Annotated in this window: 12 protein-coding genes; 6 read left to right on the top strand and 6 right to left on the bottom strand. The window is 77.1% G+C overall.

Going from position 1 to position 12,114, the window contains the following annotated elements:
- Window position 1 precedes the first annotated feature (1 nt).
- The gene (locus FHS88_RS00300) at window positions 2-502 is read left to right on the top strand and encodes a cytochrome c-type biogenesis protein (RefSeq protein WP_338146305.1); all 501 of its coding nucleotides are present in this window, start codon (window positions 2-4) and stop codon (window positions 500-502) included.
- Entirely contained in the window at window positions 499-1,299 is an 801-nt protein-coding gene (gene ccmI, locus FHS88_RS00295; RefSeq protein WP_184480100.1) for a c-type cytochrome biogenesis protein CcmI, read from the top strand. Before FHS88_RS00300 ends, ccmI begins: the two co-directional genes overlap by 4 nt.
- Here the strand turns inward: ccmI and FHS88_RS00290 are convergent.
- From FHS88_RS00290 to FHS88_RS00275, 4 genes are all read right to left on the bottom strand, one after another.
- Entirely contained in the window at window positions 1,283-1,948 is a 666-nt protein-coding gene (locus FHS88_RS00290) for an alpha/beta fold hydrolase (protein WP_184480097.1), read from the bottom strand. The two genes, ccmI and FHS88_RS00290, sit on opposite strands and share 17 nt — an antisense overlap.
- Before the next feature lie 61 nt (window positions 1,949-2,009).
- Complete coding sequence (locus FHS88_RS00285) at window positions 2,010-2,609, bottom strand: protein-S-isoprenylcysteine O-methyltransferase (protein ID WP_184480094.1); 600 nt, start codon at window positions 2,607-2,609, stop codon at window positions 2,010-2,012.
- 40 nt (window positions 2,610-2,649) lie between these two features.
- Window positions 2,650-3,816 carry a hypothetical protein gene (locus tag FHS88_RS00280; RefSeq protein WP_184480091.1) on the bottom strand — a complete coding sequence of 389 codons (1,167 nt, stop codon included), beginning with the start codon at window positions 3,814-3,816 and terminating at the stop codon, window positions 2,650-2,652.
- Between the two features lie 134 nt (window positions 3,817-3,950).
- Window positions 3,951-4,436 carry a TlpA family protein disulfide reductase gene (locus FHS88_RS00275; RefSeq protein WP_184480088.1) on the bottom strand — a complete coding sequence of 162 codons (486 nt, stop codon included), beginning with the start codon at window positions 4,434-4,436 and terminating at the stop codon, window positions 3,951-3,953.
- Window positions 4,437-4,545: 109 nt separating this feature from the next.
- Here FHS88_RS00275 and argH point away from each other — a divergent pair, with 109 nt between their 5' ends.
- Window positions 4,546-5,934 (top strand): argininosuccinate lyase, encoded by a 1,389-nt coding sequence (argH, locus tag FHS88_RS00270; protein WP_338146303.1) that lies wholly within the window; start codon window positions 4,546-4,548, stop codon window positions 5,932-5,934.
- Complete coding sequence (locus FHS88_RS00265) at window positions 5,931-6,155, top strand: hypothetical protein (RefSeq protein ID WP_184481352.1); 225 nt, start codon at window positions 5,931-5,933, stop codon at window positions 6,153-6,155. The genes argH and FHS88_RS00265 overlap by 4 nt, the downstream gene beginning before the upstream one ends.
- 212 nt (window positions 6,156-6,367) lie before the next feature.
- Here the strand turns inward: FHS88_RS00265 and FHS88_RS20670 are convergent, their stop codons facing one another.
- On the bottom strand, window positions 6,368-7,702 hold the full coding sequence (locus FHS88_RS20670; RefSeq protein WP_246419145.1) for a S8 family serine peptidase: 1,335 nt from the start codon (window positions 7,700-7,702) through the stop codon (window positions 6,368-6,370).
- 69 nt (window positions 7,703-7,771) lie between these two features.
- Here FHS88_RS20670 and FHS88_RS20665 point away from each other — a divergent pair, with 69 nt between their 5' ends.
- Together FHS88_RS20665 and FHS88_RS00250 are read left to right on the top strand one after the other, a co-directional pair.
- The gene (locus FHS88_RS20665) at window positions 7,772-8,284 is read left to right on the top strand and encodes a sigma-70 family RNA polymerase sigma factor (RefSeq protein WP_211843037.1); all 513 of its coding nucleotides are present in this window, start codon (window positions 7,772-7,774) and stop codon (window positions 8,282-8,284) included.
- On the top strand, window positions 8,281-8,982 hold the full coding sequence (locus FHS88_RS00250) for an anti-sigma factor family protein (RefSeq protein ID WP_184480076.1): 702 nt from the start codon (window positions 8,281-8,283) through the stop codon (window positions 8,980-8,982). The genes FHS88_RS20665 and FHS88_RS00250 overlap by 4 nt, the downstream gene beginning before the upstream one ends.
- A gap of 84 nt (window positions 8,983-9,066) precedes the next feature.
- Here the strand turns inward: FHS88_RS00250 and addB are convergent, their stop codons facing one another.
- The gene (addB, locus tag FHS88_RS00245) at window positions 9,067-12,111 is read right to left on the bottom strand and encodes a double-strand break repair protein AddB (RefSeq protein WP_184480073.1); all 3,045 of its coding nucleotides are present in this window, start codon (window positions 12,109-12,111) and stop codon (window positions 9,067-9,069) included.
- Window positions 12,112-12,114: the final 3 nt, after the last annotated feature.

The following is a 12,114-nucleotide window of genomic DNA, read 5'->3' as shown; positions in this document are numbered from 1 at the left end:
GGTGAGGTCCGGAGAGGGGCGGAGCCCCTCTCCGCTCCGCCGCACCGCTCTCGCGTCCCTTCTGCTGCTGGCCCTGGCCGGTCCGGTCTTCGCCGCCGTCGGCAGGCCGGAGGATCGGCTGCCGGATCCGGCGCTGGAGGCGCGGGCGCAGGAGATCGGGCGCGAGTTGCGCTGCATGGTCTGCCAGAACCAGTCCATCGAGGACAGCGATGCGGATCTCGCGCGCGACCTGCGGCGCCTGGTGCGGGAGAGGGTGGCGGCGGGCGATGACCGGGCGGCGGTGGTGCGCTTCGTCCACGAGCGCTATGGCGATTTCGTGCTGTTGCGCCCGCCCTTCAACGCGGTGACGGCGCTGCTCTGGGCGATGCCGGTGCTGGCGCTGGGCGGCGGATTGCTGGTGATCCTGACGCGGCGGCGGCGCGCGGCGGGCCTCGAGCCCGTGCCGCTGAGCGAGGCCGAGCGGCGGCGGCTCGCGGAACTGGAGCGTGGCGGCGGCGCATGACGGTCTGGATACCGCTGATCCTGCTGGCGCTTGCCGCCTTGCTGCCGCTCGGCGCCGCGGTGCTGCGGCCGCGCGCGGCACGCGGCCGGCGGGAGGCCGATGTCGCGCTCTATCGCGCGCAACTGGCCGAGCTCGACCGCGAGCGCGAGGCCGGGCGGCTCGACGAGGCCGGTCACCGGGCCGCGCGCGTCGAGGTGCAGCGCCGCCTGATCGCCGCCGCCGATGCGGCGGAGGAGGAGGCCTCGGCCGCGCGCAGCCCGGCGCTGCTGGTGGCGCTGGTGCCGCTGATCGCCGCCGGCGCGGCCGGGCTCTATTTGCTGCGCGGCACGCCGGGGATGCCCTCCGCGCCCTATGACATGCGCGCCGAGGCGCTGGCGCGCGACGAGCAGATCCTCGCCACGCTGCGCGAGCGCCTCGCGGGGCTTGATCCGCGCAGCGAGCAGGCGCGGCAGGGCTGGGTGCTGCTCGGCAATGCGGAGCGCAGCCGCGGCCGGGCGGATGCCGCCATCGCCGCCTGGACGCGCGCGATCGAGGCGCGCTTCGATGCGGGCCTTGCGGGCGACATCGCGGAGATGGAGATCGCGCGTGGCGCGCCCGAGCGCGCGGCCGGGTGGATCACGCGCGGGCTGGCCGAGGATCCGGGCGACCCGCGCCTGCGCTTCCTGGCCGGGCTGGTGGAGGCGGAGAGCGGCCGGCCGGCCAATGCGCGCGCGCTGTGGCAGGCGCTGCTCAACGAGTCCCCGCCCGACGCGCCGTGGCGCGGCCTGCTGGAGCGCCGCCTCACCGGCCTGCCGTAGCGCCCGGTGGGCGGGCCGGGGCCACACGAGCGCCGTCGAGCACGGCGAGGCGGTCCAGCACGAGGCGGTGCAGCGCGGGGTCCTTCTCGATGGACAGGTGCGAATGGCCGTTGACGAGGCGGTTCTCGATCGTGCCGTCGAAGCCATTCTCCGGTTGCAGGCGCCGCGAATAGCCGTCGCGGTCCTGGTGGAAGTTGAGCACGCGCCGTGGCCCGCGCGGGACGGCCAGGATCCAGCTCGGGTCGAAGGTGACGAGCAGGTCCGTCGCGATGCCGCGCGCGCCGAGCCGCCCGGTGAAGAGGATGGCCGCATCCGCGCCGAAGGAATGGCCGATCACCACCAGCGGGCGCGGCAGCCCGCCGTCCCGCGCCTCCGCCGCGGTGCGGTCGGCGAGGCCGCGCCAGGCGCTGTGGTTGTGCGTCGTGGCGCTCCAGCCGGCCTGGCGCAGCGAGGCCGCGAGCACGTCGATGCCGGTCGAGAACAGGTTGAGCAGCCCGCGGAACAGCACGACGCGCCCGCGCGCGGCCGGGGCGGGGTGCGGAGGGCGAGCGGTGCCGCAGGCCGCGAGCGCGGGCAGCAGGAGCAGCGCCGGCCGGCGTCGCAGGGGGTGGGATGGTCGGTTCATGCGGGTGCGGATGTCGTCCGGCATCTGCCTGGCCTGAAGGGTCGCGCGGCCTCGGCGCGCCGCTTGAGCGCGGGCGCTTGGCGCCTCACGCCCCGCGCGGCGGCGGCAGGAACGGGATGACGCGCGGCGTGCGCGCGGCATAGGCATCCCAGGCGGCGCCGAAGGTGCGCCGCATCAGCGCCTCCTCCCGCCCGACGCGCAGCAGGTAGAGCGTGCCGAAGCCGATCAGGCCCGCCGGTCCGGCCAGCCAGTTCTGCAGGGTCAGCGCCTGGGCGATGGCCCAGAGCCAGAAGGCCGAATACATCGGGTGGCGGACGAAGCGGTAGACGCCGCCGGTCACCAGCGCATGGTCCTGCCGCACCGCCAGCGTCACCGACCAGTTGCGGCCGAGCGCCTTGTGCGTCGCGTGGAACAGTGCCAGCGCGGCGACGAAGACCAGGAGGCCCGCCGTCGCGCGCAGCGGCGAGAAAACCTGGTCCAGCGCGGCGGGAAAGCCGGTGACGATGTAGATCGCCGGCACCACGCCGAGGCCGGTGAGCGAGATGCCGAGCAGCAGCGTCTCGCGCAGGTCCATCGCGTCCGTCACCAGGACGTTGCGCTTGGATTTGCGCTCGAAGGGCCGGCGGATCGCCCACCAGGCGATCATGCAGAGGGCGTGCAGAAGTTTCGCGGTCAGGGGTGTCACGCGGTGCGGCTTCCTTTCGCCGGTGTGCGGAGGCGGGCGCTCATGCCGCCGCGCCACGGGGGCGGGCCAGCGCCCCATCGGGGCCGAGCAGGCGGTCGGGCGGTGCGTCCCGCCCCGCCGCGCCGGGGCCGCAGGCGATCATGCCCCAGTCATAGAAGTAGCGCCGCGCATTGCCGGCGAGATAGGCGCGGTGGGCGCGCAGCATGGAGAAGCGCGCGCGTCGCCACTGCGCATCGTCGAGCATGGAACGGGGATGGATGCTTTCCCGCCGCGGGCCCCCGGTAGCGATGCCGAGCATCCGCATCACGTCGGCGCGATGGAAGGAGAGCAGGTCGCGGCGCGAGGTGTATTCGACCCAGGCGAGGCGCGGCGTGGCGGCAAGGCGTGCGAGCGCCGCGCGCAGCCGGTCCGCGCCCGGCATCAGCGCGATCTTCGGCACCGAGGAGCCGAGCCCGACCAGCGCCAGCCGCGGCGCGGGGCGCGGCGGCTCCGGCTCCGCGGCGAGCGCCTCGGCCAGCGCCTCGACCAGCAGCACCATGCCGAGGCTGTGGCCGCAGAGGACCACCTCCTCCACGTCGCGCCGGCGGCGGGCGGCCTGGATCTCGGCGGCGAAGCGGGCGATGCGCGCGGCCGCATCCCGGCGCCGGCCGCGCGCGAGGTCGGCGGCGAAGATCCAGTCGGCGAGGAGATGGCCGAGATGCAGCCGCCGGTCCGCCGCGAGGATCACGAGTGCCGAGACACCGGCCCCGAACACCAGCCCCGCCCAGCCGCCGAGCGCCAGCCCCGCGGCGAGGCCCGCGAGCAGCGCCGCGCCGAGCAGCGCGACCGGCAGCGCGACGAAGGCGAGGTAGCGTCGCTGCGCGCGGCCGTAGCGGCCGAGCGTGCCGTCCACGAGCAGCCGGCCCAGCACGGCGAGGCCGCGCGCGATGCGCGCGGGCAGCGGCATGGCGAGGTCGCGGGCGATCAGGTCGTCCCAGGCGAGGATGCGGATCTCGGCCTCGGTTTGCCAGTCCGGCCCCTGCAGGCGGGCATGCAGGGTGGCGGCGCCCTCCGGCCCGGCTGCCTCGCCGATGCTGGCGCGCAGCCCCCAGCAGGCCGCCGTGCGCGCGATGGCGCGGGCGAGGCGGCGGCGCTGCGCCTCGGGCGGCAGCGGCTCGTAGCCCGGCACATGCAGCACGAGCCGCCGCCGGACCGGCAGGACGGGCATGGCGGGCGCGCTGGTCATACCGGGGCGTGGCGGGCCGGGTCCGGCATGGGCGGGCTACTCCCTCGCGGGCGGTCCGGTGCGCGGCGCCGCCTTGCCAGGCAACGCGCAGCCCGGCCAGGGGTTGCGCGGGGCGCTCATGCGCGGCCCGGGGCCGCCGCGGCGGCGGTGAGGCGGCGGATGGCGGCGACGAATTCCGGCGCGTCCCAGGCGGCATCGCCTTCGAGCCGCGCGCGCTCCCGACCGGCCCGGTCCACGATGACGGTGGTGGGCAGGCCGCGGGCGCCGAGCGCGCGCGCCGCCGCGCCGCGCGGGTCGAGCCAGAGGCCGAGGTGGCGCACCCCGGTCCGTTCGTAGAAGGCCCGCACCGCGGCGGCGCCGCCGCGATCGGAGGAAAGCGGCAGGACCAGGACCCCTTCGGCCGCCAGCATCGCCGCGAGCCGGTCCAGCGCGGGCATCTCGGCCACGCAGGGGGGGCACCAGGTCGCCCAGAGGTTGATGACCAGCCCGCGCCCGGCGAAATCGGCGATGCCGTGCGGCTTGCCCTCGGCATCGGTGAAGGTGAGCTCGGGCAGCGCCGCCGTGCCCTCGCGCAGGCGGGCGAAGCCGTGCGGGGCGGCCATGGCTGGACGCGCCGGAAGCCCCGCCTGTATCAGGGCGGCGGCCGCCGGCGCCGTGGCGGCCTTGAGGACGGAACGGCGCGTCGGATCCAGCACGAAAGACACCCCCAAGGTGAGCAGCAACGCCAACCGGCAATGGGGCGGGCGCTTCGCGGAAGGCCCCTCCGCCATCATGGAGGCGATCAATGCCTCCATCGGCTTCGACCGCAAGATGTGGCGCCAGGACATCCGCGGCTCGCTTGCCCATGCCGCGATGCTCAAGCATGTGGGGATCATCTCCGCCGATGACGAGGCCGCCATCCGCCGCGGCCTCGCCGACATCGCCGCGCGCATCGAGAAGGGGGATTTCCCCTTCGACGAGGCGCTCGAGGACATCCACATGAACATCGAGGCGCGGCTGTCGGCCATGATCGGGGATGCCGGCAAGCGCCTGCACACCGCGCGGTCGCGCAACGACCAGGTGGCGCTGGATGTGCGCCTCTGGGTGCGGGATGCGATCGACGGGCTTTCGGGGCAGATCGAGGACGTGATGCGCGCCCTGGTGGAGCGCGCCGAGGAACATGCCGGCACGGTGATGCCGGGCTTCACCCACCTGCAGCCGGCCCAGCCGGTCACGCTCGGGCATCACTTCCTGGCCTATGTGGAGATGCTCTCGCGCGACCTGTCGCGCTTCGCCGATTGCCGGGCGCGGCTGAACGAATGCCCGCTCGGCGCCGCCGCACTGGCCGGCACCGGCTTCCCGATCGACCGGCACATGACGGCCAGCGCGCTCGGCTTCGACCGGCCGACGCGCAACAGCCTCGATTCCGTGGCCTCGCGCGACTTCGCCGCGGAGTTCCTGTTCTGCTGCGCGATGTGCGCGACGCATCTCTCGCGGCTGGCCGAGGAGATCGTGATCTGGACGAACCCCTATTTCGGGTTCGTGAAGCTCTCCGATGCCTTCACCACCGGCTCCTCGATCATGCCGCAGAAGCGCAACCCGGATGCGGCGGAGCTGGTGCGCGGCAAGACCGGGCGCGTGGTCGGCGCGCTGGTGGGCTTGCTCACGGTGATGAAGGGCCTCGCGCTGACCTATTTCAAGGACATGCAGGAGGACAAGGAAGGCGTCTTCGACGCCGCCGAGACGCTGACGCTCTGCCTCGCCGCGACGGCAGGGATGGTCCGCGACCTCAAGCCCGATGTCGCGCGGCTGGCGGCGGCGGCGGGCGCGGGGTTCTCGACCGCGACCGACCTCGCCGACTGGCTGGTGCGCGAGCTGAAGATGCCCTTCCGCGACGCGCATCACGTCACGGGCGCGCTGGTGGCGAAGGCGGAGGGCCTGGGCGTGGACCTCGCCGGGCTCTCGATCGAGGAGATGCGCGCGGTCGAGCCGCGCATCCATGAGGGGGTCTACGACGTGCTCACCGTCGCGGCCTCGGTGCGCTCGCGCACCTCCTATGGCGGCACGGCGCCGGCCAATGTCGCGGCCATGGCCGCCGAGTGGAAGGCGCGGCTGGCATGAGGCGCGCCCGCTTGCCGGGGAGTGCAGCCGCGCCGTCCCGCGCCGCCGGCGGGCCGCTTGGGGGCGAGGCCGCGCCGGGCGGGCGGCGGGCGGCCGCGCGCGCCGTGCTCGGCGGCTGCGCGCTGGCGCTGCTGCTCGCCGCCTGCGGCAAGGTCGGCCCGGTGCGCGCGCCCGGCCCGCCGGAGCAGGTCACCCATCCCCGGCAGTATCCGAACCGCTGATATCCGGGGCCGACCATCAACCCTCGCCCGGCCGCTATGCGGACGGGTTTCGCGCGCCGCCATCCCGCCAGCCCCGCGCGCTGCATCCGCGCGCGATGGGTCGAAGCTCCAGCGCGCAGGCATGAGCCGTCCCGTCGCGCATGGCGCCGGTCGCGCCGCCCCGTGCTCGCCGGCGCGCCTGCCTCCGCGTGAGCCCCGCCGCGCTGCGGGCATCACCCCCCGGCCGCGACGCGGGCCGAGCAGGCGGGCGGCTCGACGATCCCCCATCCGAACACCGGGTCGCGGCCGGGCGCGCCGGCGTCCCGGGCTTGCGCGGCCAGCCGTCCGACAAGGTCCCCGCCGGTCCCGGGCAGCGCGGCGATGGCGGCGGTGACGAGCGGCGCCGCGAAGGAGGTGCCTGACCAGCGCCGCGGCGGCGCCGCCGCGGCCGGCTGCAGGCGCAGCTCGACCCCATGGGCGGCGAAGACGATGTGCGGGCCCGTCGCCGAGCGCGGCCAGGGCCGCCCCTGCGCATCCACCGCGCTGACCGCGACGGTCCAGGGATAGGCGGCGGGGTAGAGCGGCCGCGCGCGCGGCCCGTCATTGCCGGCCGCGGCCACGAACACCACGCCCTCCGCCGCCGCCTGCGCGCCGAGCCGGTCCACCACCTCGTTGGCCGGCCCGACGAAGGAGACATTGGCGAGGCGCGCCCCGGTCTGGCCGATGCGCGCGAGCGCGGCGGCGATGTCGAAGGCGTCCGCCGCCTCGCCATCCGGGCCGAGATGGAAGGCGTCGAGCACGGCGATCCGCAGCCCCGGCGCCGCGCCGGCGAGGCGCAGCGCCACCGCCGTCCCATGGGCGGTGCGCGCCGGGCGGCGGCCGGGACCGCGCAGGGTCTCCTGGCGCGCGATGCGGCCTTCGAGTTCCGGATGGCTCGCATCCACGCCCGTGTCGATCAGCGCGACCAGCGGCCCGCCGGCATCGCCGCAGATCCCCGCCGGGCCGGGGTGCGGGGCTGGCGCGGCCTCCGCTGCCGTCTCCGCGGTGCCGGCCTCGTCCCGCGCCAGGCGGTAGCGGTCGTTGCGGGCGGCGATGGCGCCGGGGGCGAGGCTGCGCAGCCGGGCGAGCGCCGCGGTGGGGCCGAGCCCGGCCGGCCCCTGCAGGCGCACCAGCCCTGCGGCGTCACGGCTCGCCACCGGCACGAAACCCTGCTGCCGGAGCCGGGCCAGCGCCTCGGGCGCGAGGCCGAGCGCGACGAGATCGGCGCGCGCGGGCGGGGCTGGCCGTGGCGGCGGGTTCGCGCCGAACAGCCGTTCGAGCCGCCGCTCCCAGGCCGGCGGCATCGGGATGCGGCCGGGATTGGGCCCGAGATCGAAGCGGCGCGCGCCCGTGCTGCCGTCGCCCTCGCCCGAGGGGCCGCCGCCCGGCGCGCCCGCCGCCCCGGCGCTGCCGCCCCCGCCGTCATCGTCGTCGTCGGCGCGCGCCGGGCCCGAACCGAGCGCCGCCGCGACCGCCGCCGCGGCGAGCAGCAGGGCAGCCCGCCGCCACCATTCCGCCCCTGTCGTCATGCCCATCATGATCCGATATGTGGTGCCGGGGCGCGACCGCCATGCGCCGGGGCCTGGAGAACCGATCGCGTGCCGTCCTCCTTCCAAGCGGATCTGGTGGCGCTGCTGCCCCGGCTGAGGCGTTTCGCCAGGGCGCTCGCGGGCGATCCGGACACCGCCGACGACCTCGTGCAGGGCGCCTGCGAGCGGGCGCTGCGCGCGCAGGACAGTTTCGCGCCGGGCACCCGCTTCGATTCCTGGATGTTCCGCATCCTGCGCAACCTCTGGCTGGATTCGCACCGGCGCCGCGCGGCGCGCGGGGGCTCCCACGAAACGCTGGAGGCGGCCGAATCCATCCCCGGTGCGGCGGGCGCCGAGGCCACGATCGGGCGCGTCGCGCTCCGGGAAGCGGAGGCCGCGCTGCTGCGTTTGCCCGAGGAGCAACGCGAGGCGCTGGTGCTGACATGCATCGAGGAGTTCACCTATGCGGAGGCCGCTGCCCTGCTCGGCCTGCCGCCCGGCACGGTGATGAGCCGCGTCGCGCGCGGGCGCATCGCGCTGGCGCGGATGCTGCGCGGCGATGGGGAGGCTGAGGCGCCATGAGCATCCCCGACGAGACCCTGATGGCCTTCGCCGACGGCACCCTGCCGGAGGCCGAGGCGATGCGCGTGGTCGCCGCGATCGAGGCCGACCCCGCGCTGGCCGAGCGCGTGGCGCTGCTGGCCGAGGGGCGCGAGGCGCTGCGCGGCGCCTTCGCCGGCGTGCTCGCGGAGGCGCCCCCGGCGCGGCTGCTTGCCGCCGCCGGCGGCACGGCGCCGCCCGCCCGGCCCGCGGGCGCCGTCCCGGCCGCAGGCAACGACAATGCCCCGCCCCGCTGGCGCGTCGCCGCCTGGGCGGCGGCGGCGAGCCTCGTGCTCGGCGTGATGCTCGGCACGCAGGTGCCGCGCGCGCCCGCGCCGGGCGGGCTGCTCTCCCCGGCCGTGCTGGCCGCGCTGGAGGGCAGCGCCACCGGCGCGCCCGGCCCGGTGCAGGTGAGCGGCACCCATGTCGCGGAGGGCGGGCTGGTCTGCCGCGCCTTCGCGGCGCCGGAGGAGGGCGGCACGCTGCTCGGCCTTGCCTGCCGCGAGCCCGCGGGCTGGCGGCTGCGCGCGGCGGTGGCGCGGGGCCCGGGCAGCGGGTTCCAGCCCGCCTCCGGCACGGATCCCCTGATCGCGGAGGTGCTGGAACGGCTCGGTGCCGGGCCCGCGCTGGCGGCGGAGGAGGAGGCGGCAGCGCGCCGCCGCGGCTGGCGGGCGCCGTAGCGCGGCGGGCGATCCCGCGCCGGCCTGCGCGGCGCCGGGGATGCCGAACCCGCCGGCAGTGCCGGATCGGCCCGCCGCCCCGCGTCAGCCGCCCTCGGGCACCCCGGCCGACCACTCCTCGATGCGCGCGAGGTGGTCGTAATCCCCGCCCATCGCCCGGCGCGCCGGATGCGGGCGGGAGGCAAAGGGCGCCTCGCCCAGCAGCCAGGTCTCGGCGAGCATCGCCAGCCGCTCCGCGGCGAGCTGCGCGAAGGGCGTGCCGTCCTCCCCGGCGGTCTCGACCCGCTTCACCTCGCCCGGGACGTCGCCGCCCTTGAGCTCCCAGTAGAGCAGCTCGGTCGCCTCGCCGGGGCCGCCCGGGAAGGCGCCCTGGGCGAGCAGCCAGGCCTCGATGGGCAGTTGCGGCGCGGCGCCGGAGGCGAGGTCCCTGGTCCTGGGCGCGGCGCCGGTCTTGTAGTCCACCACGCGCCAGCCGCCGCCGGGCAGGTGATCGAGCCGGTCGGCCCGCGCCTCGATCTCGACCTCGCCGCCCGGCAGGCGCAGCACCGCCTTGCCGCTCGCCTCGACGAGGCAGGCGCGCAGCGGGGAGGCGGCGCGCAGGGCTTCCTCCTGGGTCAGCACGAAGCCGCCGATATTGGCGAGGCGCGGGGCCCAGAAGGCGAGGATTCCCGGACGGTCGCGATAGGCGCCGAGGGCGGCCTCGCTCGCCCGCGCCCAGGCCTGCGCGGCGGCCTCGCGCCCCGGCCAGCGGGTGCCGATGGCGCGCAGGAAGCCGGCCATGGCGGCATGGACGAGGTTGCCGTAGTCGAGCGCGCCGACCTCCTCCTCCAGCGGCTTGAGCGGGTTGAGGCGCAGCACGCGCTTCGCGTGGAAGGCGTAGGGATCTGCGATCAGCAGCCCGACATCCGAGACCGAGAGCCGGCGCGGCCGCAGCGCGCGCGGCGGCGCGGGGGCGGGGCGCGGGCAGGGGCGCACCGCCTCGGGCGCGTCGAGCGCGGCCGCCCAGGCGGCGGCGGGGGAGGCCGGCAGGGCGAGCCCCTCCTGCCCGGCGAGGAAGGTGTCGAGCCGCACGGTCCAGCGCGCCGGCACGCTGGGCGAGCCGCCGCGCCGCGCGGCGGAGGAGAGCACCGCCTCGGGCGCGGCCGCGGCGGCATAGAGGAAATCCGCCGCCACCCGGCCGATGCGCGCCTCCGGCTCGGGCAGGCCGAACTCGGCCCGCATCGGGCGGCTCATCCAGGGGCCGGGCTCGGTCGCCTGCGGCCAGACGGATTCCTCCAGCGCGCCGAGCACCACGCGGTCGAAGGAGAGCAGCCGCGCCTCCAAGAGGCCGAGGATGGCGATGCGCGGATGCGCCGCATCCCCCCGCCCGCGCACCGCGCGCAGCGAGGGCGCGACGGGGCCGGCGAGCGCGGCCTCGAACAGGTCCGGCCAGTCGGCGGGCGCGATCGGCGGGTGGTGCGCCAGCGCCTCCTCCATCTCGTGCAGGTGGCGGGCGAGGGGCTCGCCCTCCTCCCCGGCATAGAGGCGCAGGCCGCCGGGCAGGCCGGGCGTCGAGGCCAGCGCCTCGGCCGCGCGCATCTGCGCGCGGAGCAGCTCGGCGGGCGGGCGGGCGGGGGCGCCGGGCAGGGTGGCAAAGCCGTCGAGCGCGCTCTCGAGCGCCCCGAGCAGCGCCGCGATGCCGGCGGAGGCCGTGGCCTTCGCGGCTTCGGCCGAGGCGCGCAGCCCGGCAAGCCCCGGCGCGGGGCGCGGGCCGCGCAGGGCGACGCGCTCCAGAAGCCGCGCCGCGGCGAGCCAGTCCCGCCGCTCCATGCCCCCGGCGCAGAGCGGATGCTTCAGCACCGCGAGCAGCGGCACCGGGGCGAAGCCCTCGGCCACCATGCGCGCGAGCAGGCGCAGGAAGGCGGCGGCGGGGGTCTCGGCCAGCGGCTCGCCGGCGGAATCGTCGGCGGTGATGCCGTGGCGGGCAAGTTCGGCCGAGACCCGGCGGGCGAGGTCGCGGTCCGGCGTGATGAGCGCGGCCCGGGCGCCCGGCGTCTCGAGGCTCTCGCGCAGCAGCAGCGCGATGGCCGCGGCCTCCTGCGGGGCATCGGCGGCCTGCAGCCGCGCGAGGCCGGCCATCGCCGCCCGCCAGCGCGGCGGGTCGCGCTCGATCCAGGCGGAGAGGCCCTCGGCCGGATGCAGCGCGCGGCCGAGCAGCACCGCGCGGTCCGGGGCGGTGCCGGCAATGCCGCCCTCATGCCAGGGGCGGAGATCCTCCGGGGCCGCGCCCATCGCCGCGAGCAGCCGCGCCTGGCCGGCGAGCGGATGCGTCGGCGCGCGGCCGATCGCCTCCCACAGCGCGGGATCCACCGGCTCGGGCAGGCCCTGCAGCACCACCGCACCCTGCGGGGCGGCGGCGAGCACGCGCAGCAGCTCCGCCGCGGCGGGGATGGTGCCGCCGGCGCCGATGCCGGCGGCGATGGTGGGGTGCCCGGGCGGCGCGGCGCGCCAGGCGGCGGCCTGGGCGGCGAGGGCCTTCACGCGCCGCACGCCGATGTCGAGCAGGCCGCGATCCTGCAGCCAGCGGTTCCAGTCCTGCGCCACGGCGCGCAGCACGATGGTGGTGATCTGCCAGTGCTCGGCATGGCGTTCGGGCACCAGCGCCTCGAGCCGCGCCAGCCAGGCCTCGGCGAAATCCTCCGCCGCGGCGTGTTCGAGCATGGCGAGGTCGCGTTCCTCGAGGGCGATCTCGTCGAACAGCCGGGCGAGTTCGCCGGCCAGCATCCAGGCCTGCTCCGGCGTCGCGGGGCCGCCGCGGGCGCGCGGGACGCGGGCGGCCATGCCGGCCAGCACCGCCTGGCGCGTGAGCGGGGCGACGGCGGGCGGCAGGTCGAGCAGGTCGGGCAGGGCGAGTTCGTCGGCCTCCTCGGTGGAGAGGCCCGCCAGCGCGCGCATGCGGGGCAGCAGCATCGCGCGCCCGCCGGCGGCGCGCAGGAAGGCCTCGCGCAGGCCGCGCGCGGCGCGGCGCGTGGGCAGCAGGATGGTGACGCGCGCCAGCGCCTCGGGCGTTGCGGCCGGCAGCCGCGCCAGCACCCCGGCGGCGAGCACGTCGAGGAAGGGCAGGTGCGGCGGGATGGCGTGCAGATTCATGGG

This window comes from Neoroseomonas alkaliterrae, from assembly GCF_014199195.1.
In the GTDB taxonomy this organism is placed as follows: domain Bacteria; phylum Pseudomonadota; class Alphaproteobacteria; order Acetobacterales; family Acetobacteraceae; genus Neoroseomonas; species Neoroseomonas alkaliterrae.
This window is presented reverse-complemented; position numbering and strand designations above follow the sequence as displayed.